Source organism: Pseudomonas putida (genome assembly GCF_016406145.1).
GTDB lineage: Bacteria > Pseudomonadota > Gammaproteobacteria > Pseudomonadales > Pseudomonadaceae > Aquipseudomonas > Aquipseudomonas putida_E.
In genome coordinates this window covers 2698559-2722057 of the sequence record NZ_CP066306.1, presented here as the reverse complement: position 1 = coordinate 2722057, position 23499 = coordinate 2698559, and the positions used below count along the sequence as shown (strand labels likewise).

At 61.3% G+C, this 23499-nt stretch carries 18 protein-coding genes; 11 read left to right on the top strand and 7 right to left on the bottom strand.

The window, feature by feature from the left end:
* The first annotated feature begins 5 nt into the window (after positions 1-5).
* From JET17_RS12430 to JET17_RS12415, 4 genes are all read left to right on the top strand, one after another.
* Positions 6-3185 (top strand): efflux RND transporter permease subunit, encoded by a 3180-nt coding sequence (locus tag JET17_RS12430; protein WP_012314307.1) that lies wholly within the window; start codon positions 6-8, stop codon positions 3183-3185.
* Complete coding sequence (locus JET17_RS12425; protein ID WP_012314306.1) at positions 3182-4597, top strand: efflux transporter outer membrane subunit; 1416 nt, start codon at positions 3182-3184, stop codon at positions 4595-4597. The genes JET17_RS12430 and JET17_RS12425 overlap by 4 nt, the downstream gene beginning before the upstream one ends.
* Positions 4598-4797: 200 nt before the next feature.
* A complete protein-coding gene (locus JET17_RS12420) occupies positions 4798-5853 on the top strand; it encodes a tetratricopeptide repeat protein (protein WP_012314305.1) in 1056 nt (351 codons plus the stop codon).
* 92 nt (positions 5854-5945) lie between these two features.
* Positions 5946-7559, top strand: coding sequence for a response regulator (locus JET17_RS12415; RefSeq protein WP_042111426.1), 1614 nt, complete (start codon positions 5946-5948; stop codon positions 7557-7559).
* A gap of 5 nt (positions 7560-7564) precedes the next feature.
* Here the strand turns inward: JET17_RS12415 and JET17_RS12410 are convergent, their stop codons facing one another.
* Entirely contained in the window at positions 7565-9553 is a 1989-nt protein-coding gene (locus JET17_RS12410; RefSeq protein WP_233100427.1) for a hybrid sensor histidine kinase/response regulator, read from the bottom strand.
* A gap of 279 nt (positions 9554-9832) precedes the next feature.
* Here JET17_RS12410 and JET17_RS12405 point away from each other — a divergent pair, with 279 nt between their 5' ends.
* Positions 9833-10516, top strand: a complete 684-nt coding sequence (locus tag JET17_RS12405) for a type 1 glutamine amidotransferase domain-containing protein (protein ID WP_012314302.1) — start codon at positions 9833-9835, stop codon at positions 10514-10516.
* Between the two features lie 134 nt (positions 10517-10650).
* Positions 10651-11457, top strand: coding sequence for a CSS-motif domain-containing protein (locus tag JET17_RS12400; protein ID WP_012314301.1), 807 nt, complete (start codon positions 10651-10653; stop codon positions 11455-11457).
* A 16-nt stretch (positions 11458-11473) separates the two neighbouring features.
* Here JET17_RS12400 and hppD read toward each other — a convergent pair whose 3' ends face one another.
* On the bottom strand, positions 11474-12550 hold the full coding sequence (gene hppD / locus JET17_RS12395) for a 4-hydroxyphenylpyruvate dioxygenase (RefSeq protein ID WP_012314300.1): 1077 nt from the start codon (positions 12548-12550) through the stop codon (positions 11474-11476).
* A gap of 298 nt (positions 12551-12848) precedes the next feature.
* On the opposite strand from hppD, the gene JET17_RS12390 reads away from it, so the two are divergent.
* Positions 12849-14435 carry an EAL domain-containing protein gene (locus tag JET17_RS12390; protein WP_012314298.1) on the top strand — a complete coding sequence of 529 codons (1587 nt, stop codon included), beginning with the start codon at positions 12849-12851 and terminating at the stop codon, positions 14433-14435.
* A gap of 32 nt (positions 14436-14467) precedes the next feature.
* A complete protein-coding gene (gene rarD / locus JET17_RS12385) occupies positions 14468-15355 on the top strand; it encodes an EamA family transporter RarD (RefSeq protein ID WP_012314297.1) in 888 nt (295 codons plus the stop codon).
* On the opposite strand, the gene JET17_RS12380 is transcribed toward rarD, so the two are convergent.
* Positions 15318-16889, bottom strand: a complete 1572-nt coding sequence (locus tag JET17_RS12380; RefSeq protein ID WP_012314296.1) for a TerC family protein — start codon at positions 16887-16889, stop codon at positions 15318-15320. The two genes, rarD and JET17_RS12380, sit on opposite strands and share 38 nt — an antisense overlap.
* 258 nt (positions 16890-17147) lie before the next feature.
* Here JET17_RS12380 and JET17_RS12375 point away from each other — a divergent pair, with 258 nt between their 5' ends.
* Complete coding sequence (locus tag JET17_RS12375; RefSeq protein ID WP_012314295.1) at positions 17148-17729, top strand: LysE family translocator; 582 nt, start codon at positions 17148-17150, stop codon at positions 17727-17729.
* On the opposite strand, the gene JET17_RS12370 is transcribed toward JET17_RS12375, so the two are convergent.
* The 4 genes from JET17_RS12370 to JET17_RS12355 form a co-directional block, all read right to left on the bottom strand.
* Positions 17691-18512, bottom strand: coding sequence for a helix-turn-helix domain-containing protein (locus JET17_RS12370; RefSeq protein ID WP_012314294.1), 822 nt, complete (start codon positions 18510-18512; stop codon positions 17691-17693). The genes JET17_RS12375 and JET17_RS12370 overlap by 39 nt on opposite strands.
* Positions 18513-18657: 145 nt before the next feature.
* Positions 18658-20076, bottom strand: coding sequence for a short-chain fatty acid transporter (locus tag JET17_RS12365; RefSeq protein WP_012314293.1), 1419 nt, complete (start codon positions 20074-20076; stop codon positions 18658-18660).
* 147 nt (positions 20077-20223) lie between these two features.
* A complete protein-coding gene (locus tag JET17_RS12360) occupies positions 20224-20880 on the bottom strand; it encodes a CoA transferase subunit B (protein WP_012314292.1) in 657 nt (218 codons plus the stop codon).
* A 35-nt stretch (positions 20881-20915) separates the two neighbouring features.
* The gene (locus JET17_RS12355; RefSeq protein WP_012314291.1) at positions 20916-21614 is read right to left on the bottom strand and encodes a CoA transferase subunit A; all 699 of its coding nucleotides are present in this window, start codon (positions 21612-21614) and stop codon (positions 20916-20918) included.
* Positions 21615-21753: 139 nt separating this feature from the next.
* Between JET17_RS12355 and JET17_RS12350 the strand changes: the two genes are divergently transcribed.
* Complete coding sequence (locus tag JET17_RS12350; protein ID WP_012314290.1) at positions 21754-22659, top strand: LysR family transcriptional regulator; 906 nt, start codon at positions 21754-21756, stop codon at positions 22657-22659.
* Positions 22647-23468, top strand: a complete 822-nt coding sequence (locus tag JET17_RS12345; RefSeq protein ID WP_042111421.1) for an aldo/keto reductase — start codon at positions 22647-22649, stop codon at positions 23466-23468. Before JET17_RS12350 ends, JET17_RS12345 begins: the two co-directional genes overlap by 13 nt.
* The last annotated feature ends 31 nt before the right edge of the window (positions 23469-23499 follow it).

Here is a 23499-nt window from a genome sequence, read left to right as displayed (position 1 = left end):
CACCGATGAACTTTTCGAAATTCTTCATTACCCGGCCGATCTTCGCTGCGGTGCTGTCGCTGGTGCTGCTGATCGCGGGTTCCATCTCGCTGTTCCAGTTGCCGATCAGTGAATACCCGGAAGTAGTGCCGCCTACCGTGGTGGTGCGCGCCAACTTCCCGGGCGCCAACCCCAAAGTTATCGGCGAAACCGTCGCCGCACCGCTGGAGCAGGCCATCACCGGTGTCGAGAACATGTTGTACATGTCCTCGCAATCCACCGCCGACGGCAAGCTCACCCTGACCATCACCTTCGCCCTGGGCACCGACCTGGACAACGCGCAGGTTCAGGTCCAGAACCGTGTCACGCGCACCCAGCCCAAGCTGCCGGAAGAAGTGACCCGTATCGGTATCACCGTCGACAAGGCTTCACCCGACCTGACCATGGTGGTGCACCTGACTTCGCCGGACAATCGCTACGACATGCTCTACCTGTCCAACTACGCCATCCTCAACATCAAGGACGAGCTGGCACGCCTGGGCGGCGTGGGTGATGTGCAACTGTTCGGCATGGGCGACTACTCGCTGCGGGTGTGGCTCGACCCGAACAAGACCGCTTCGCGCAACCTGACCGCCGGTGACGTGGTCGCGGCCATCCGCGAGCAGAACCGCCAGGTTGCCGCGGGCCAGCTGGGTGCCCCGCCCGCCCCCGGCTCGACAAGCTTCCAGCTGTCGATCAACACCCAGGGCCGGCTGGTGAACGAGGAAGAGTTCGAGAACATCATCATCCGCGCCGGTGCCGATGGCGAAATCACTCGCCTGAAGGACATCGCCCGGGTCGAGCTCGGCTCCAGCCAGTACGCCCTGCGTTCGTTGCTGAACAACCAGCCGGCGGTGGCCATTCCGATCTTCCAACGCCCCGGTTCCAACGCCATCGAGATCTCCGACGAAGTGCGGGCGAAGATGGCCGAGCTGAAGAAAGACTTCCCTGAAGGCATGGACTACAGCATCGTCTATGACCCGACCATCTTCGTGCGCGGCTCCATCGAAGCAGTGGTGCACACCCTGTTCGAAGCGCTGGTGCTGGTGGTGCTGGTGGTGATCCTGTTCCTGCAGACATGGCGCGCCTCGATCATCCCGCTACTGGCTGTGCCGGTGTCGCTGATCGGGACCTTCGCGGTGATGCACCTGTTCGGTTTCTCGCTCAACGCCCTGTCGCTGTTCGGCCTGGTATTGGCCATCGGTATCGTGGTGGACGACGCCATCGTCGTGGTGGAGAACGTCGAACGCAATATCGGGCTAGGCCTCAAACCGCTGGAAGCCACGCAAAAGGCGATGGGCGAAGTGACCGGGCCGATCATCGCCACCGCCCTGGTGCTGTGCGCAGTGTTCGTGCCCGCCGCGTTCATCTCCGGCCTTACCGGGCAGTTTTACAAACAGTTCGCCCTGACCATCGCCATCTCGACCGTGATTTCGGCTTTCAACTCGCTGACCCTGTCGCCAGCCCTGGCCGCAGTGCTGCTCAAGGACCACCACGCACCCAAAGACCGTTTCTCGCGGCTGCTGGAAAAACTGCTGGGCAGCTGGCTGTTCGCCCCGTTCAACCGCTTCTTCGACCGCGCCAGCCACAGTTACGTCGGTGGTGTGCGCCGGGTCATCCGCTCCAGCGGCATCGCCCTGTTCGTTTATGCCGGCCTGATGGGCCTGACCTATCTGGGCTTCTCGTCCACCCCGACCGGCTTCGTGCCGGCCCAGGACAAGCAGTACCTGGTGGCGTTCGCCCAGTTGCCTGACGCCGCCAGCCTCGACCGCACCGAGGCGGTGATCAAGCGCATGAGCGAAATCGCCCTGAAGCAACCTGGCGTGGCCGACTCGGTAGCCTTCCCGGGCCTGTCGATCAACGGTTTCACCAACAGCCCCAACAGCGGCATCGTGTTCACCCCGCTCAAGCCGTTCGATGAGCGCAAGGACCCGAGCCAGTCGGCAGCGGCCATTGCCGCCGCCTTGAACGCCCAGTTCGCCGACATCCAGGATGCCTACATCGCGATCTTTCCCCCACCGCCGGTACAAGGCCTGGGCACCATCGGCGGCTTCCGCCTGCAGATCGAGGACCGCGGCAACCTGGGCTACGAAGCGCTGTACAAGGAAACCCAGAACATCATCGCCAAGAGCCACAACGTACCGGAGCTGGCAGGCCTGTTCACCAGCTACCAGGTGAACGTGCCCCAGGTAGATGCGGCCATCGACCGGGAAAAGGCCAAGACCCACGGCGTGGCGATCACCGACATCTTCGACACCCTGCAGGTTTACCTGGGTTCGCTGTACACCAACGACTTCAACCGCTTTGGCCGCACCTACCAGGTCAACGTCCAGGCTGAGCAGCAGTTCCGCCTCGATGCCGAGCAGATCGGCCAGTTGAAGGTGCGCAACAACCTGGGCGAGATGATCCCGCTGGCGACCTTCCTGAAGGTCAGCGACACCTCCGGGCCTGATCGCGTGATGCACTACAACGGCTTCATCACCGCGGAAATCAACGGTGCGGCAGCCCCGGGCTACAGCTCCGGCCAGGCCGAAGCCGCGATCGAGAAACTGCTGAACGAGGAACTGCCCAACGGCATGACCTTTGAGTGGACCGACCTGACCTACCAGCAGATCCTCTCCGGCAATACCGCTCTGCTGGTGTTCCCGCTGTGCGTGCTGCTGGCGTTCCTGGTGCTGGCGGCCCAATACGAAAGCTGGAGCCTGCCGCTGGCGGTGATCCTGATCGTGCCGATGACCCTGCTGTCAGCAATCACCGGGGTGATCGTCTCCGGTGGCGACAACAACATCTTCACCCAGATCGGTTTGATCGTACTGGTGGGCCTGGCGTGCAAGAACGCCATCCTGATCGTCGAGTTCGCCAAGGACGAGCAAGCCAAGGGCCTCGACCCGCTGGCTGCGGTGCTGGAAGCCTGCCGCCTGCGCCTGCGGCCGATCCTGATGACCTCGATCGCGTTCATCATGGGCGTGGTACCGCTGGTGTTCTCCTCCGGTGCCGGCTCGGAAATGCGCCATGCGATGGGTGTAGCGGTGTTCTCGGGGATGATCGGCGTGACCGTGTTCGGCCTGTTCCTGACACCGGTGTTCTTCTTCCTGATTCGCCGTTTCGTCGAACGTCGCCAGGCCCGCAAGGCCGAACGCGTTCAATCGCTGGAGAACCACGCATGAAGCTGCTCAAACCCCTGACCCCGAGCCTGCTGGCACTGGCCCTGGCGGCCTGCGCGGTAGGCCCGGACTACAAAGCGCCGGACACTGAGCCTGCGCGTTTGGCCAGCGACGTGCAGGCCAAGGCCTTCGACCGTAGCCGCTTCGAAAGCGTGTGGTGGAAGCAGTTCGATGACCCGGTACTGAACCAGTTGGTGCAGGCTTCGCTGGACGGCAACCGCGACCTGCGCGTGGCCTTTGCACGGCTCAAGTCGGCGCGGGCGATCCGCGATGATGCCGCCAATGACCAGTTGCCGGTGGTCACCAGCCGCGCCAGCAGTGAGATCGGCAAGGGCCAGGTACCCGGCCAGACCGATCAACGGGTCAACAGCGAGCGTTACGACCTGGGCCTGGACATGGCCTGGGAGCTCGACCTGTTCGGCCGTATCCAGCGCCAGATCGAAGCCAGCGACGCTCAGGCAGCTGCCGCCCAGGCCGACCTGCAGCAGTTGCAGGTCAGCCTGATCGCTGAACTGGTCGATGCCTATGGCCAGCTGCGGGGTGCACAACTGCGCGAGAAGATCGCCGTGGCCAACCTCAAGACCCAGCAGGAATCGCGCAGCATCACGGTGACCCTGCGCGACGCCGGGGTCGGCAACGAGCTCGATGTGGTGCGCGCTGACGCCCGCCTGGCCGGGGTCGAAGCCACAGTGCCGCAACTGCAGGCCGAGCAGGCACGGGCTCGCCACCGCATTGCCACCCTGCTCGGCCAGCGCCCGGATGCCCTGAGCGTGGACCTCTCGCCCAAGGCCTTGCCGGCTATCGCCAAGGCCCTGCCGGTAGGCGACCCGGGTGAACTGCTGCGCCGCCGCCCAGATATCCGCAGTGCCGAGCGCCAACTCGCCGCAGCCACCGCCAATGTGGGCGTGGCGACTGCCGACCTGTTCCCGCGGGTAAGCCTGAGCGGCTTTTTAGGCTTTACCGCGGCGCGCGGTTCGCAGATCGGCTCGTCGGCAGCCAACGCCTGGGGGCTGGGGCCAAGCATCACTTGGGCTGCGTTCGATCTGGGTAGCGTGCGCGCCCGCCTGCGCGGTGCCAAAGCCGATGCAGAGGGTGCCTTGGCCAATTATGAACAGCAGGTATTACTGGCCCTGGAAGAGTCGGCCAATGCCTTCAGCGACTATGACAAGACCCAGCAGCGGCTGCTGTCGCTGATGCGTCAGAGCGATGCCAGCCGCAAGGCGGCAGATCTGGCCTCGGTGCGCTACCGCGAAGGTACGGTGGATTATCTGGTGCTGCTCGATGCCGAGCGTGAGCGGCTGAGCGCCGAAGATGCACAGGCGCAGGGTGAGGTTGACCTGTATCGCGGCATTGTCTCGATCTACAAGGCGCTGGGCGGCGGCTGGCAGCCGGACTCGGTGGCCAGCGTGCGCTGATTTCCAACTTTTCAAACGACTCCTTTGGTTGGCTCCTCCCCCAACCGTTTGCCCCGCTGGCCTTGGCTTGCGGGGCTTTTTTTGGTTTGTTTACAGGTCGCTGATAGTGCGGCCGGGCACATGCCTTGATTGCTGTGGTGCCCTTGCAGCCCACGCCAATCTGCCCCAAGCTTCCACTTCCTCCGCCATGGCCCCCTCCGATGCCCACACGCCACCGCTACCTGATCGCTGTGTTACTGCTGATTCTGGTATCAGTCGGCATCGTCTACCTGCGCCGGGATACCCCGCCAGCACAACCGACACTTCCCCCGCACAGCTACGCCAAAGCCCTGCGCCAGGCTCATGAAGGCCAACCGGGCGCCGCGCGGGTGCTCTACCAGCAACTGCAACGCAACGACCTGGCGCCGATCCGCCGCGCAGCCTTGTACGCAGAGCTGCCTAACTACCCTTCACCACAAGCGCTGAAACTGGCCCGCATGGACCTGGAAAACGATGAACCCTTGGTCCGTCGTGCAGCGATCGCCAGCATCCGCCGCCTGCTGCCTGCGGCACAGCGCAGCCTGGTTCTTGGCCCCCTGCTGGATGATGCCGAGCAAAGTGTACGCTTCGCCGCCGTCGATGCCTTGCTTGGCCTGGACCCCGACGCCATTGGTCTGTACTTCGGCCCACTGCAGGCCGCACTGGAGCAATACCAGCAAACGCTGGAACAACAGCCCCAGGATGCCGCGGCCCAGGTACACCTGGCACGCCTGTATCTGCATGAGAATGAGTACACAGAGGCTGCATCCGCCCTGCAACGTAGCCTCGCGTCAAACCCGGACAACCTCGACGCCCTGGCGACCCAGGTACGCTTGCTCGAACGTCAAGGCCACCACGACCAGTCCCGGCAGGTACTGGCACAGGCACTGGCGCTGCGCCCGGATTCGGCCTTCCTGCAACACGAACTGGGGCGCTGGCTGATCCGCCATGGCCAGCGCGAATTCGCCCTGCTCGCTTTGTCCCGCGCAGTCGAGCTGGAGCCGGACAATGCCGACTATCGCTATAGCCTGGCAGTGACCCTGCACGACCTGGAACAGTCCGATGCAGCGCAAAAGCAGCTCGAAACCCTGCTCAGCCGGCAACCGGCAAATCGCCGGGCGCGGGTGTTGCTGATTCAATACTGGAAAGAAACAGGCCAGTTGCAGAACGTTCAGGTGCTGCTTGCCGAACTGGAGCGGCAAAACCCTGACGATCCGTTTCTGCAGCAGGGGCTTTAGATGCGTTGAACCCTAAGGGATTGCCTGTGGTCCAGTGGGTATCGGCCCATTCACGGCTTGGCCAGGCATGGCAGCCCTTAAGGAGAATCACATTGGCCAGGTCGCTGTCACTCGACGAACGTGCCTTGATTCTGGCACCCAGGCAACTTGCCACGCACGCCTCGACGTTTCTGACGAGCGCTGGCATCGATTGCCTGTGTTCGCGTGACATGGCCCACCTGCAGGACGGACTTGGCAGTGGCGCAGGCTTGGTGGTCATCGACGAACACATGCTCAACAGCAGCCAAAGCGGACTGTTGCAGGATTTCATCGACCAACAACCGCCCTGGTCGGACTTGCCCATCGTACTGCTCACGCAAACCCCGCAACCGTCAGCCAGCCCCTGCACGCCCGCCGACCATCCACTGGGCAACCTGACGCTGCTGGCCATTCCGTTCGAAAATGAGCAGCTACTGGAGCTGATCAAGGTGGCACTTCGTCACCGTCGCCGCCAGTACCTGGCGCGCGACCAGTTACTTGACCTGCAGCAACGCCTGGAGGCTCACAGCGAGGCACAGCAAAGCACGGAGCAAGCGCGGCACCAGACCCGCAAGATGGACGCCATCGGGCAATTGGCCGGCGGTGTGGCACACGACTTCAACAACTTGCTGACCAGCATCGGGGGCAGTTTCGAACTGATCGACAGACGGTTGAAACAGGGCAGCACCAAGGGGGTGGAAAGCTTGCTGCACAGGGGGCAGGAGGCCGTTTCGCGTGCAGCGCGCCTTACCCATCGGTTATTGGCGTTCTCATCCAGACAGTCGCTGCAGAGCCGTCGCATCGACCTGCAGGCAATGCTACAGCCAAAACGGCTGGAGGCCGCACTGCAACACGGCGTGATACTGCAACTGACAGTGCCCCAAAACACCTGGCCAGTGGCCGGCGACGACACACAATTGCAAGAAGCCGTGGACAACCTGCTGCTCAATGCCTGCGAAGCCATGCCCAACGGCGGGAAGGTGCGTGTCGAAGCCAGCAATCGAAAGGTAACGGCGAGGCAGTTTGCCGATGGCAGCCTGGCGGTGGGCGACTATACGTGCCTGAGCGTCACTGACGAAGGCCAAGGCATGTCACAGAGCACACTCGAACATGCCTTCGAGCCATTCTTCAGCACCAAACCGGTGGGCCAAGGTATCGGTCTGGGCCTTTCGATGGTCTACGGCTTCAGCAAACAGTCCCAAGGGCATGTGGTACTGCATAGCCAGATAGGCCAAGGCACCCGCGTGGACCTTTACCTGCCGCGACACCTGGAGCAAGAACAAGCGCAGGCTCCCGCAGCGCCACCACTTTCACGGCGTAGCGGCCGCACGATCCTGGTGGTCGAAGATGACCCGGATGTGCGCCAGCTTTTGTGCCAGACCCTTAAGGAGCAGGGTTTCCCGTACCGCAGTGCGTGCAATGCCAGTGAGGCCCTGCAAATATTGCGATCCTCTGAGGCAATCGACCTGCTGGTCAGTGACGTAGGCCTTCCGGGCATGAACGGGCGGCAATTGGCAGAAATCGCCCGTACCTTGCACCCGCATCTGCCCATATTGTTCATCACCGGCTACACCGAAACGGCAATGGCACGGGAGGGTTTTCTCGGGGCAGGCATGCAATTGATGTGCAAACCATTCGAACTGGCGCAATTTCATGCCCGAGTGATGCAGATTCTAGGTGAGGCCTGACGGGCTCATTCGTCCAGCAACAGCAGTGCCTGGTCGGCCAATGTCGACAATTCAAAGGGTTTGATCAACAGCGCCGTGCCTGGCATTTCCAGTATGTGCGGCTCCAGCGGTTGATCCACATAACCGGTGATATACAGTATCTTCTGGTCAGGTTTGATGGTGCGCATGGCTCTGGCCATCTGACGACCACTCAAGCCCCCAGGCAGCCCGATGTCGGTGATGACCAGATCAAACGGGCCATCTTGACGGAAACACTCCAGCGCAGTATTGGCGTCTCTCACATCAGTGACCGTAAAACCCCGCTCGCGCAGATACTCGCCCATGACCGTGCGCAGGCTGTGCTCGTCGTCTATCAACAACACGCGCTGCCCGTTTGCCAGTGACGTCTGTGGCACCGGTACGGCAGGCGCTTGCGGTATCTCTTCCAGGCATCGCGGGAATAGCATGCATACCTTCGTACCTTGGTCAGGTGACGATTCGATCCACACGTAACCGCCTGATTGCCCGACGAAGCCATGCACCATCGCCAGCCCCATCCCTGAGCCACGCCCAATGGGTTTGCTGGTGAAAAACGGCTCGAAGGCCCTGGCCACATCCTCTGCCGGCATGCCATGGCCATCGTCCATGACCTGCAAACCCAGATAGTCACCCGGCGGCAGGCCACCTTCTTCAGGAAACGCCGAGGCCAACCGGGTGTTGATCGTGCGAATCGCAACATTGCCCCGGCCCAGGCAAGCTTCACGTGCATTGGCGCACAGGTTGATCAGGCTGTTTTCCAGTTGGCAGACATCCAGGCACACGGTCCATGGCTCGACATCCAACTCCCAGGACAAACACACTTCAGCCCCGAGCACATGGCGCAACATCGGCTCCATGGCGGTCAGCTGGCAGTTGATATTCAAAGGTGCAGCAGCAAGGGGCTGATGGCGGGAGAACGCCAGCAGCCGGTGGGTAAGGCTCATGGCGCGCTGCACCGAATCGCGCGCCATCTCCACGTAGCTGTCGATAAGCTCCATCCGGCCTTGGCTCATACGTCGCTGCAACAATTCCAGGCTGCCGCCAATACCCGACAACAGGTTGTTCATCTCATGGGCCAAGCCGCCAGCCACTTGACCGACTGCCTCCAGCCTTTGAGTGTTGCGCAACAGTACCTGGGACTGGCGCATGGCCTCTTCACGGTCGTCGGTAATGTCCCGCCCAACGGCCGTCAGTACAGAACCGTCGAAGCTGCCACTCCAGTGGAACCAGCGGTAATGCCCGTCGACATGGCGCACACGTGTTTCGAGCTCTGAAGGCCCTCTGTCGTTGACGAAATCGATTGCAGCCGCTTCAACTTCATCCCTGTCGGCCGGATGAACCAGATCCAGGATCGACGTACCCTGCACCTGAAGCTCGCTCCAGCCCAGGGCGCGATGCCAGGCCGGGTTGGCCGCGATCATTTTGAGGTCCAGGCTCACGGTGAGCATGGCATCACGTGATAGGCGCCACATGTAATCGCGGTCTGCCATGTATCGCGCCATCTGACGCTCGAATGCCTGCGCCTGCTCGCGCCACCTGTCATGCGCTGCAACACTGTCAGAGCTCTGGATCACGGTATGCAGCATACCCACAACTTCATGTTGCTCGTCACGAATCGGCGCATAACTGAATACGTACAAGCGCAGGGCACCAGTCTTTGCGCACTTGATCTGATGAGGCTGATCTTCGACAAAACTGGTACCACCTTCCAGTGCCTTGAACACCCATGGGCCGATATCGTCCCAGACGCTGTTCCACAACGAATCGAAGCGCATGCCCAGCGCTTGGTCCAGGCCACCGATCAGCGCCACATAGGAATCGTTATGGACAACGTTCATGTTCGGCCCCCAGACCACTGCACTGGGGAACGACGACATCAGCATCATGTCGATCGCAATGCGCAACGTGGCATCCCAGTGCGGCAAAGGCCCAAGGTCCGTATCCCGCCAGTCGAACTGCACAATCCTTTCCCTCATGCCAGCAGTCGACTGTGCAGGGGTAGACAGTGCCATGCCACGCGGCGGGGTATCACAAGGTGTACTGTTTGCTACCAAGATGTTGATTCCACTGTTGCTCTAGATTCAATGAGGTGTTCCTGCATCATCGGCTCCACGTTCAAGCGCTGCAATAGGCCATGTGCGAATCGCACCGATTCTGGCACCTGGGCAGGCAGTGCTTACAACGCCAGCTATGCTTTACTGGCTTCCCGCGCCATGCGCTGACTTCCCCGGTTGATTACAGGCAGGAGTGTCGTGATGAGCAAGAAAATTCTGGTGGTACTGACCAATACCGCCAAATATCCGACCCTGAATCGCGCAACCGGTTTATGGCTGGGTGAAGCTGTGCATTTTGTAGAGACGGTTCAGCAAGCTGGTTATACAGTAGACTACGTCAGCCCCGGAGGCGGCTACGTGCCAATCGATCCGCACAGCTTGCAGATGGCGCCCGAGATGGATTGGAACTACTACAACGACAAGGGTTTCATGAACCGCCTGGGCGCCTCGCTAAGCCCCGGCCAGGTCACGGCAGACGAATACTGTGCCATCTATTACACCGGTGGCCATGGCGTGATGTGGGACTTCCCTGACAACCCGCAATTGCAGGAGCTGGCGCGCAGGATATACGAGAAGAACGGCGTGGTGGCGGCTGTCTGCCACGGCGTCGCAGGGCTGCTTAACATCAAACTCAGTGATAACAAGCTGCTGCTCAAGGATCGCCAGGTCACCGGTTTTTCAAATACCGAAGAAAAGCTTGCCGAACTTGAGGAGGTGGTGCCTTTTCTCACCGAGAACGAACTGGGCGCGCGAGGGGGCAGTTACAGCAAGCATGATGATCCCTGGAAGCCCTTTGTTGTCTGTGATGGCCGCCTGATCACAGGACAAAACCCCGCCTCTACGCGTTTACTGGCAGAAAAAGTAGTTCAGACGCTCAACCCGTAATCATTCTTACGCCGCAACTGCGCAAATCCTCAGTCAGACACGGTTGGGGATTACAGTAGCGACTCCGCTGAATACATAGGCTCTCCGGTCAACTGTCCATCTCGGACAACTCGGATCAGGAGGGCTGCAGTCCTATGTCAAAATTCAGGGTTCTCGGTCGCAGCATGATGGCGCTGTTGTTGACGCTGGCGATCAGTTCGATACCTGTTGCCTCAGGCTTGATGGTGATGATCTATCAGCACGATAACAAGCTCAAGGAGACGGCTCGCGTATCGTTGAAAGAAGCCATCTTTTCCATTGATATGTCCCTCAACCGCTTGCACGACGCGGCCGTGGTGGCAATGCCGCTGGCTGGCAGCGCTTGCGAGACAGCCAAGGCGCCCCTGTTGAAACAAGTTCAAGACGTCCGCTACCTGCGAGCGTTGGCCTTGACTGTCGATGCGCGTGTCTACTGTGACACCCAGGTTCCTCCCCGTACGAAAAGCAGATTTACGACTACCTCGGAGTCTCCGGTACAACTGATCTTCGATTCTCCTACAGCGCCCAATGCAGTGCTTGTCGCCTACCAACTTCGTCGCGAAAACCTGAGTGTGATCGCGTCAACCTACGGCATGGAACTTCGCAACGAACTGCGTGCATTTCAAACCGGGCTGGTATTGCTGCTGGAGTTCGGAGATTTTTACATCTGGGCCGATGGCGACAGCCGAGACCCTGCCCGCCCCTCTCAATCCGAGTTCTTCATGACCGGAAAATCGGACAAGTACGGCTACACCGTGAAGGTCGGCTATCCCGACGGCTTTGCCGCTAATGAAAGGCGCCACATGCTGATGCAGATCCTGCCATCGCTTGCGTTGATTGGCATCATCACGGGTTCGATCTTCTACTGGGGGCTGTTCAGGCAATGGGGTAAACCTGGCTGTGCCGCCGCCCAGAATTCGTGACGGCGGCACACTTCACTTATTGAACGTCGAGCACACCTCGGCGAACCTGGTCGCGCTCGATCGACTCGAACAGTGCCTTGAAGTTGCCTTCGCCAAAGCCGTCATCACCTTTGCGCTGGATGAACTCGAAGAAAACCGGCCCGAGCAGGGTTTCCGAGAAGATCTGCAGCAGCAGGCGCTTGTCGCCTGCTTCGGAGGCGCCGTCAAGCAGAATGCCGCGAGCCTGCAGCTGGTCGACAGGTTCACCGTGCCCTGGCAGGCGCTCTTCGAGCATTTCGTAATAGGTCTGCGGCGGCGCAGTCATGAAGCGCATGCCGTAGCCCTTGAGCGCATCCCAGGTCTTGAGCAGGTCATCGGTGAGGAAGGCCACATGCTGGATGCCCTCACCGTTGAACTGCATCAAGAATTCTTCAATCTGCCCCGCCCCTTTGGACGACTCTTCATTGAGTGGAATGCGGATCATGCCATCCGGCGCGGTCATGGCCTTGGAGGTCAGGCCGGTGTACTCGCCCTTGATGTCGAAGTAACGAATTTCGCGGAAGTTGAAGAGTTTCTCGTAGAAGCCGGCCCAGTAAGCCATACGGCCGCGATACACGTTATGGGTCAGGTGATCGATGATCTTCAGGCCTGCGCCCGGCGGGTTGCGGTCGACGCCCTCGATGAAGTTGAAGTCGATGTCGTAGATCGAGCTGCCTTCTTCGAAGCGGTCGATCAGGTAAAGCGGAGCGCCGCCGATGCCCTTGATCGCCGGCAGGCGCAGTTCCATCGGGCCGGTTTCGATCTCGACCGGCTGGGCGCCCAACTCCAGCGCACGGGCATAGGCTTCATGAGCGTTGCGTACCCGGAACGCCATACCACACACCGACGGCCCATGCTCTGCTGCAAAGTAGGAGGCGATGCTTTTCGGCTCGTTGTTGAGAATCAGGTTGATGCCACCTTGCCGATAAAGGTGCACGTCCTTGGAGCGGTGTGTGGCTACCTTGGTGAAACCGAGCATCTGGAAGACGGGCTCCAGAACACCAGGGGTTGGCGAAGCCAGTTCAATGAATTCAAAGCCCATCAGGCCCATTGGATTGTCAAAGATATCAGCCATGTTCGTATCCTCATCTGCAGCGAAAATTATTGAATGCCTGGGATGTGGTACGTAACTGGCGGTGAGCATGGGATGCCGCGCACGCTTCTGGCGAGGAAGTCACCAATGATCAGCTTGAACCCTTGGTTTGTCATATAGGCCCATTCTCGGTGGGGTTGATCCTTCAATGAAGAAAGACCTTATTGTTGTATTCGTAAATCGATTCTACATTGCGTAAATTTCTTTGTCGCGCATTAGTTGTTCACACGCGCCGACAAACGGCTATCCTCAGTCATTTCAAGTTAAAGATTACGCCAACATGCCCCTGCGCAGTAAAAGTCCCGCCCGCTGGAGCTGGCGCACCCTCCTCCCTTGGGGCGTTGGCATCTTGCCCCTGGCGTTCGGCCTGATCGTGATGAACTGGCAAATCGAGCGCGAACTGCGCGCCAGCAGCCAGGCTACCGCGCGACAAGTGGTCGAGCAGGTCGAGCGCATACTGGACAGCATCTCCGGTGCCGCCCAGACCCTGCTGCCGCTAGCTGGCAGCCCATGCGGGCAAGTCGAACTGGCCTTGCGTGGACAGGTGACGCGCAACGCCTATGTACGCTCGACCAACCTGTTCCGGCAGGACACACTGTATTGCACCTCTCTGTTCGGCGAGTTCGACGAGCCGGTAGATGCCCGCGACTACACCGATGGCACGCTGTGGCTGATGGACGGCAACTCGGTCACACCCGGGCACCCACTGCTGGTGTATCGGGCCAGTGACGGCGACAGAGGCGCGATCACCACAGTAGATGGCGACCATTTACTGACTGCATTACGCCTTATGGGCCCCGATGAGGCGCTGCAATTGCGCGTCGGTACGGCGTGGATGGGCAAGGACGGCGTGGTGCATCAAGGCCAGCCGCCCACCGCCCCCATTGGCGACGTGACACTCGGATCGACGCACTACCCCTTCAGCGTTCACGGTGGTTATGCCGCCGACAAGCGGGGCGAAGTGCTGCGCAGCCGCTACCCGGCATTGCTCAGCTTGCTGCTGTTGCTCGGTGTTGCAGCCGGTTGCACTTGTCGCTGGCAAATCCGCCGCGCCAACTCTCCACGCGCCGAACTGCGCCGTGCGCTGGAAGCTGACGAGTTCCTGCCGTACTTCCAGCCGGTGGTGCGCAAAGGCGATTATCGCTGGGCTGGCGCCGAAGTGCTGATGCGCTGGAACCACCCGCACGAGGGCCTGGTGCGCCCCGATCTGTTCATTCCCTATGCCGAACACAGCGGCCAGATCGTCGACATGACCCGTGCGTTGATGCAGCACACTGCGCAAAGCCTGGCGCCGTACGCTGCATTGCTGGAAGACGGCTTCCACATTGGCATCAACATTACGGCCGACCACTGCCATGACCTGGCCCTGATCGACGACTGCCGCACGTTCCTCGAGCACTTCCCCCCCGGGCGGGTGGTGCTGACGCTGGAGCTGACTGAGCGCAAACTGATCGAGGCCACCGGGGTAACGCTGGAATTGTTCGACAAACTCCACGAAATGGGTGTGATGATCGCACTGGACGATTTCGGCACCGGCCAGTCCAGCCTCAACTATCTGCGTCAGTTCAAAATCGACTACCTGAAAATCGATCAGAGCTTTGTGGCAATGATCGGAGGCGATGCGCTGTCGCAGCACATCCTTGACAGCATCATCGAGCTGTCGGCAAAGCTGGGCCTGGGCATCGTCGCCGAAGGCGTGGAAACCGAAGTGCAGCGCGAGTATCTGGCCCGGTATGACGTGGACTTTCAGCAGGGCTATCTGTTCGCCAGACCAATGCCGGCAGCGCAATTTCTCCAGGCGCTGGCCACGCGACCGGGCGTTACGCGGTTGCCGCATGACGCGGCCCCTGAGATCATGCGCGGCTGATCCAACCGCCCATCCAGCTATTCGAGGCATTCGTGTCAAAAGGCATTCTCTGTTCGGTCATGGCCTCCTGCCTGTTCGCCGTGATGTACTTCTATACCTCCCTGCTCACTCCACTCGATGGCGAAGAGATCTTTGGCTGGCGCACACTGCTCACACTACCCTGCCTGACGCTGTTCATGCTGGCCAGCAAAGACTGGAAGCGGGTCGGCGACCTGCTGGCGCGGGTGCGTCAGACGCCTGTGCTGCTGCTGGGCATGGTCGGCACCTCATGGCTGATGGGCGTGCAACTGTGGCTGTTCCTCTGGGCCCCCCTGCACGGGCGCAGCCTTGAGGTATCGATGGGCTACTTCCTGCTGCCGCTGGCGATGGTGCTGACGGGCCGCCTGGTTTACGGCGAACGCCTGTCACGCCTGCAAAAAGTGGCAGTGGCCTGCGCTGCGCTGGGCGTGGCGCACGAGCTTTACCAGCACGGCAGCTTTGCCTGGGAAACCATGCTGGTGATGATTGGCTACCCTATCTACTTCGTACTGCGCCGACGCTGCCGCACCGACCACCTGGGCGGTTTGTGGTGCGACATGTGCCTGTTGCTGCCCTGGGCCCTGTACTTCGTCATCCAAGGGCCGCTGTCGAGCGCAGACCTGCTTGCGCATCCCGGCCTGTACGGCCTGATTCCACTGCTCGGCGCGATCAGTGCCTCAGCCCTGATCGCCTACGTGCTGGCAAGCCGACTGCTGCCGTTCAGCCTGTTCGGCCTGCTCAGTTATGTCGAACCGGTGCTACTGGTGGGCGTGGCGCTGCTGCTGGGCGAAACCATCGGCCCGGATCAGTGGCTGACTTACCTGCCGATCTGGGCCGCGGTGCTGGTGCTGGTGCTTGAGGGTTTCAGGCACCTGCTGCGCCAACGTCGCCGTTCGGTTTGAGGCGCACCTGGCGCACCCGCCGCTCCTCCACCGCCACCACGGTCATGCTCCAGCCGTTCCAGGCCAGGTGGTCACCGACCACCGGCAGGCGGTCGAGCAGGCTCATCACCAGGCCGGCAAGGGTCTGGTAATCTTCGGTGGCACGCGCGCTGAAGCCGGTACGCGCCTGCACCTGGCTGAGGTTCAGCGCGCCGCTGACGACAAAGCCATCAGCTTCCTCAACGATACCCGGGCCTTCCACCTCACTGGCATCAGGCAGCTCACCGGCGATCGACTCGAGGATGTCGGTCATGGTCAGCAAGCCGGTAAAGTCACCGAACTCGTTCACCACGAAGGCGATGTGCGTCGACTGGCCGCGCATCTGCTCCAGGGCGTTGAGGATGCTGAAGCTTTCCAGCAGGTTCAACGGTGCCCGGGCCATGCGCTCAAGGTCCGGCTGGTTGCCGGAGAGCAGCTCCTTGAGCAGCTCCTTCTTGTGCACAAAGCCCAGCGGCTCGTCGATGCGGCCGTCACGAATCAGCGGCAGGCGCGAATAAGGTGAGTTGGCCAACGCCTCGGTAATGGTTGCAGCAGGCTGCGCCAGGTCGAGGACGTCGACTTCGGTACGGGCAGTCATTACCGTCCGGATTGGCCGCTCGGCCAGGTTCAGCACCCCGCTGATCATCACCCGTTCGCGGCGGTCGAACAGCACATGTTCCTCACCGCCGGCAACCAGGTCAGCGATCTCCTCGCCAACCTCGTCAGCCTCCACCCTGCGCCCGCCCAGCAGGCGCAGCACGGCGTGCGCGGTACGCTCACGCAATGGCCGGTGCTGCTGCAGGCTCTGCTTGCGGCGGGCACGGGCAAGCTGGTTGAAGAGCTCGATAAGGATCGAGAAACCAATGGCCGCATACAGATACCCTTTGGGGATATGGAAGCCCAGGCCTTCGGCCGTCAGGCTGAAGCCGATCATCATCAAAAAGCCCAGGCACAGCATGATGACCGTTGGGTGAGCATTGACGAAGCGGGTCAGCGGCTTGCTGGCGACGATCATGATGCCGATCGAGAAGATCACCGCGATCATCATCACCGACAGGTGTTCGACCATACCTACTGCAGTAATCACCGCATCCAGCGAGAATACTGCGTCGAGCACCACGATCTGCGCCACGATGGGCCAGAACGCGGCATGGCGCACCGCGCCACTGGCCTGCGTGACATGGCCTTCGAGGCGTTCATGCAATTCCATGGTGGCCTTGAACAGCAGGAACACACCGCCGAACAGCATGATCAGGTCACGGCCGGAGAAGCTCTTGCCGAACACCTCGAACAACGGCGCGGTCAGGGTGACCATCCACGAGATACTGGCCAGCAAGCCCAGGCGCATGATCAGCGCCAGGCTCAGACCGATCACCCGCGCCCGATCGCGCTGATGCGGCGGCAGTTTGTCGGCCAGGATGGCGATGAACACCAGGTTGTCGATACCCAGCACCAGCTCGAGGACGATAAGCGTCAACAGGCCCAGCCAGGCCGTGGGGTCGGCTAGCCATTCCATTAGCGGGTACTCACGAAGGAAGCGTCACGGAGACGGGGAAAGGATGGCCAGGACGGCCGAAAACTGGGGGGTTCCGCGAAGGTGCTCATGGGGACCTGGATAGAAAATAGGGAATCCGATCCTACAAGAGCAGAGCTTTTTTCTGATAGCGCCAAACTATTACAAAACCTGTACGCAGTTTTATGGGGACTTTTCTTCAATACCACGGTTTGGCTTCTGGGCAGCATGGCAAGTACCTCCTTCACACGGACATTCCCGATGAGCCTGTACCTCTCAATGGCTGCGTTTGCGTTGGCAGCATCGATATCCCCCGGCCCGGTGAACATCGTCGCCCTTGGCAGCGGAGCACGCCACGGCCTGCGCGCCAGCCTCGCGCATGTTGCCGGGGCGACCTTGGGCTTTTGCCTGCTGCTGGTGCTGGTGGGGCTGGGCTTGCACGCACTGTTGATGCGCTGGCCGTTGCTGGGCGTGGCGCTGCACTGGGGCGGCGTGGCGTTCCTGCTGTACCTGGCGTGGAAGCTGGCCAGTGATGACGGGCAGTTGGGTGGTGAGCACCCGCAACGCGCCCCTTCGGCTTGGGAGGGCGCAGCCATGCAGTGGCTGAACCCCAAGGCCTGGCTAGCGGCGGTGGCGGGCGTGGCAGCCTATACCGGTGGCGAGCAGCAGATGCTGTGGCTGTTCACGTGGATCTATGGGCCGATCTGTTTTGTTTCAGTGGCCAGCTGGGCTTGGGCAGGCAGCATGATTCAGCAGTACTTGCGCAAGCCGCGCTACCTGCAGATGTTCAACCGAGGCTTGGCGTTACTGCTGGTGATCAGCGCGCTGTACCTGCTCGTTTGATGGTCGCTGAGCCTTGCGATAATGCCCGGGCGTCGCCGCCAGATGTTGCTTGAACGCCCGCTGCAGATGGGCCTGATCGGCAAATCCTGCCTCCAGTGCCACCTCGGCAATCGCCCGCCCCGTGCGCAGTTGCGCGCGGGCATACTGCACGCGCTGATCAAGCAGGTAACCATGCGGCGTCAAGCCGAAACGCTGGGCAAAGGTACGGATCAGATAAGAGCGGGACAAGCCGCTGGCAGCACAGATGTCTTGCAGCGTCAGCGGGTCGGTGCGGTGGGCCCGGATGAACGCAGCTGCCGCCTCCAGCTGCGGGTGATGGGCTTGCGTTTTGCCGGTAGCAGCCTGCAGGTAGCCTGGCAGTGCATTGAAAAAACACGCCAGCCGGGCCTCTCGGTCATCCAGGTTGCCGTCGAACAGGTCGGCAAACACTTGCAGCACGGCACTGTAGAGTGCCGGCGAGGTACTGCAGGTTTGCGCGGGCAAGTTGAAACCGAGCGCCTTCAGCCACGGCATGTCGACGAACAGCATCAGGTATGACCAGCCCTGCCCAGCAATAGGATTGCACGTGTGGACCACACCGGGGTTCATGAGCACCGTGGTACCAGCGCCCACTTCGACTTGGCTGGTCCCACTCAGGTAGGTGCTGCGCCCCCCGGTGATCACGCCGAGCGAAAAACTTTCATGGGAATGGGCGGCATAGCACACCTGACGCCCATCCCCAACGCGCCTTGCTTCTACAAAAGGCAACGCCGAATCCCGCCAGAACCCCGACACCTCGATCATCGCCCCTGCCCTCACCTGCTGCTGTAGCCGGGCCTGTGCTCAGACGCTAACGCCTGCGCGAAAAAGAGCCACGCTTCGTGCCCGGCTCGCCATGATACACACCCGTAAAAGGTGTGTTCAGCCGCAACTTCAATGAAAGTTCAGCTCAAGGCATCACCGGCGGCACGTACTGCAAGGTCGTACCCAACGCCCACAACAGCACCAGCACCAGCGGCACATGCACCAGCAGCTGCACGAACGAAAAGCCGATCAGGTCGCGCGCCTTCAGGCCCAGCACACCCAGTAGCGGCAGCATGTAGAACGGGTTGATCAGGTTGGGTAGCGCTTCAGCGGCGTTGTAGATCTGCACTGCCCAGCCCAAGTGGTACTGCAGGTCATTGGCCACCAGCATCACGTAGGGCGCTTCGATGATCCACTTGCCACCGCCCGAGGGGATGAAGAAACCCAGCACCGCCGAGTACACGCCCATGAGTACGGCATAGGTGTCATGGGTGGCGATCTGGGTGAAGAAAAGCGAAATGTGGTGGGCCAGGGTTTGCTCATCGACCCCCTTCACTTGGGTGAGAATGGCGGCGATCGAGCCGTACAGCGGGAACTGGATCAGCACCCCGGTGGTGGTCGGTACTGCACGCGCCACGGCGTCAAGGAAGCTGCGTGGGCGCCAGTGCAGCAATGCACCGAGCATGATGAACAGCAGGTTGTAGGTATTGAGCCCGGAGATCGCGGTAATGGCCGGTTTGGTGGCGAACTCCTGGTACAGCCAGCCGCCGGCCAGCGCTACCATCAGCAGGATAAGGATCGGGCTGTATTCCAGCCATTCACCCGGGCGGGTGCGCTGGGGTGCGGGCGGCGCGGTGAAACTGGGGTCGACGCCGCAGTCTTCGGCACTGCGCGCACTGTTCGGGCCAGGTGCGGTCGCGTAGGCGATCACCAGCGAGACAATGACCAGGGCCGCCAGCAACACCCCGGACTGCCAGAGGAAGATGGTTTCAGTGAATGGGATCACGCCGGTGATCGACAGAATGGACGGCGGCAGGCTGGCCGGGTTGGCCTGCAACTGCGCCGCTGAAGACGACAGGCCCAGGGCCCAGACCGCACCTAGGCCCAGGTAAGCAGCGGCACCGGCGGCGCGGTAGTCCATCTTCAGGTCACTGCGCCGTGCCAGCGCGCGCACCAGCAGGCCACCGAACACCAGGGACAGGCCCCAGTTGAGCAAGGATGCCAGCATCGAGATCAGCGCCACCCAGCACACCGCCGAACGACCGTTCTTCGGCACCCGCGCCAGGCGGTCGATCAGCCGTGCGGCAGGGGGTGAGCTGGCCACCACGTAGCCGCCGATGACCACGAAGGCCATTTGCATGGTGAAAGGGATCAGGCTCCAGAAGCCATCGCCAAAGGCCTTGGCGGTATCGGTAGGTTTGGCGCCCATGACCATGGCGCCGAGGCATACCAGCACCACTGCCAGGGCAGCGAACACCCAGGAATCAGGGAACCAGCGCTCGGCCCAGTTGGAGCAACGCAGGGCAAAGCGCGCGGAGCGGCTGTCTTGGATTTCAGCGGCCACTGTAACTTCCTTTTATTGGTTTTATGGGGGCTACGTTTCAAGCTCAACGCACAAAACCCTGTGGCAACGACGACACCTGCGAAAGCGTTGGTGCATTGACCATCGCATTCACAGCTGCCGCCGCTGCCACAGGGCTGGGGATGTGTATCAGAAGGTCATTTCTTTCACATCGTCCGGCACGATCAGCTTGCCGGCGGTTTTCGCGATGATTTCTTCAACACTCACACCGGGCGCGGTTTCGCGCAGGATGAAGGCGCCGTTTTCGATTTCCAGGTAGGCCAGGTCGGTGAGCACCTTGCGGATGCAACCGGCACCGGTCAGCGGCAGGCTGCAGCGCGGCAGCAGCTTGGACTCGCCATCCTTCGAGGCGTGGGTCATGGTGACGATGATGTTCTCGGCCCCGGCTACCAGGTCCATGGCGCCGCCCATACCCTTGACCAGCTTGCCCGGGATCATCCACGAGGCGATGTTGCCCTCGACGTCCACTTCGAAGGCCCCGAGCACGGTGAGGTCGACATGGCCGCCACGGATCATGGCGAACGATTGTGCCGAATCGAAGATCGAGGCGCCGCGGCGGGCGGTGACCGTCTGCTTGCCGGCGTTGATCATGTCGGCGTCGATGGTGCTCTCGGTAGGGAACTCGCCCATGCCCAGCAGGCCATTTTCCGACTGCAGCATCACATCCATGTCAGCAGGGACGTAGTTGGCCACCAGGGTGGGGATGCCGATGCCGAGGTTGACGTAGAAGCCGTCCTTCAGTTCACGTGCGACGCGTTGTGCCATCTGTTCGCGGGTCAGTGCCATGGTGAAAATCTCTTTGTTGTTCTGGAGGACGGCGCTCAGGCCTTGACGGTGCGCTTTTCGATGCGTTTTTCGAAGGCGCCCACAATGACCCGGTCGACGAAGATGCCAGGGGTGTGGATCTCGCTGGGCAGCAGCACGCCTGGCTCGACGATCTCTTCCACTTCGACCACGGTGATCTTGCCGGCGGTGGCGGCCAGCGGGTTGAAGTTTTGAGCAGTGTTGCGGTAAACCACGTTGCCGTAGTGGTCGGCCTTCCAGCCTTTGACGATGGCGAAATCGCCGGTAATCGATTCTTCCAGGATGTATTTGCGGCCCTTGAACTCCCGCACTTCCTTGCCTTCGGCAACTGGCGTGCCATAGCCGGTGGCGGTGTAGAAGGCCGGAATGCCGGCGCCGCCAGCGCGCATTTTTTCGGCTAGGGTGCCTTGCGGGGTCAGTTCCACTTCCAGCTCGCCACTGAGCAGCTGGCGCTCGAATTCGGCATTTTCGCCGACGTACGAGGCAATCATCTTGCGGATCTGCCGCTCTTCCAGCAGTACGCCCAGGCCAAAGCCATCGACGCCGCAGTTGTTGGAAACCACGGTGAGGCCCTTGACGCCACGGCGCTTGATTTCGGCGATGAGGTTTTCCGGGATACCGCACAGGCCGAAACCGCCGGCCAGTACCGTCATGTTGTCGGTCAAGCCTTCAAGGGCCTGTTCATAGGTTGCTACGCGCTTGTCCAGTCCGGCCATGCTGATCCGCCTTTTGTAGTTGTTGACCGACGAGGCTGTCGGTGAGCGTGTGCAGGCATCTTCACCGCTGGCGACTGATTTGTTAATTTTGTTTTCGTCATCGATTGATAACTTTTTCAAAACAACCTGTGAGCCCGCCATGAACGTCAAGCAACTGCGCGCCTTCGTCGCCGTGGCCAAGTACCAAAGTTTTGCCCAGGCCGGCGAACACCTGCATGTATCACAACCGGCGTTGAGCCTGACCATCAAGGCCCTGGAGGACAACCTTGGCGGCGCCCTGCTCACCCGCACCACGCGCAGCGTCAGCCTGACGGCCGAAGGTGAGGTCCTGCTGCCACTGGCCCGGCGCCTGCTGGCCGACTGGGACGACACCGAGGAAATGCTGCGCCAGCGCTTCACCCTGCAATTGGGGCGGGTGTCGGTGGCGGCCATGCCGGCTTTTGCCGGCAACCTGCTGCCCCGTTCACTCAAGGTGTTTCGCCAACGTTACCCGAAGGTCAACGTCACGGTGCACGACGTGATCAACGAGCAGGTCCTTGAACTGGTGCGCCACCGCCGCGTCGAACTGGGCATCGGCTTCGAACCGGAAAACACCGACGGCCTGCGCTTCCACCCGCTGTACCTGGACCGCTTCGTTGCTGTGGTGCCCACCGATTCCCCGTTGGCCGAGCTGGCCGAAGTCAGCTGGGCGCAGTTGCTGGCCGAAGATTTCATCGCCCTGCAGCGCCCTTCGGCCGTGCGCCTGCTGCTGGAGCAGAACGTAGCGGCACTGCACGGCAAGCTCGCGGTGGCGTTTGAAAGCCACCAGCTCTCGACCATTGGCCGCATGGTCGCCAGTGGGCTGGGCGTGAGCGCGGTGCCGGCGCTGTGCATCAACCAGATGCAGGAGCTTGGCGCGCGTTGCATTACCCTGGTAGAGCCCGCTGTAGAACGGCGGATCGGCGTCATCGCCTTGAGCGACCATAAACTTTCCACTGCAGCGCAGGCGCTGCTTGAGGTACTGCTTTCCCACACACAGATTCCGGAGGTGACATGCGTTACATGAAACTGGCAGGTTGCAAAGTGCCGGCCATTGGCCAGGGCACCTGGTACATGGGCGAGGATCCGGCACGCAGAGCTGCCGAGGTGGCCGCGCTGCAACAAGGCATCGACTTGGGGATGAACCTGATCGATACCGCCGAGATGTACGCCGAAGGTGGCGCTGAGCAAGTGGTCGGGCGGGCCATCGCCGGGCGGCGCGATCAGGTCTTTCTGGTCAGCAAGGTATACCCGCACAATGCCAGCCAGCGCGGCGTACCCGCTGCTTGTGAACGCAGCCTCACTCGCTTGGGCACCGATGTCATCGACTTGTACCTGCTGCACTGGCGCGGCCAATACCCGCTGGAAGAAACCGTCGAGGCGTTCGAGCGCTTGCGCGAACAGGGCAAGATTCGCCACTGGGGTGTTTCCAACTTCGATGTCGACGACCTGAGCGAGCTGGACCGCCCTGCTTGCGCCACTAACCAAGTGCTGTACAACCCGATACAGCGTGGCATCGAGTTCGACCTGCTGCCCTGGAGCCGGCAACGCGGGTTACCGACCATGGCCTACTGCCCGTTGGCCCAGGCAGGAAAACTGCTGCAGCATCCGCTCTTGCACGAGATCGCCGAGCGCCATGGGGCCACCCCGGCGCAGGTCTGCCTGGCCTGGGTGACGCGCGAAGACGGGGTCATAGCGATTCCCAAGGCGGTGTCGCCGGAGCATGTAAGGTTGAATGCGGCTGCCGCAGGCTTGAGCTTGACCAGTGAGGACTTGCGGGCCATTGACAGGGCATTCCCGGCGCCAACACGCAAGCAGCACCTGGCAATGGTCTGACCGCTCGGCCGACAACGGCGACTGCGGCTGC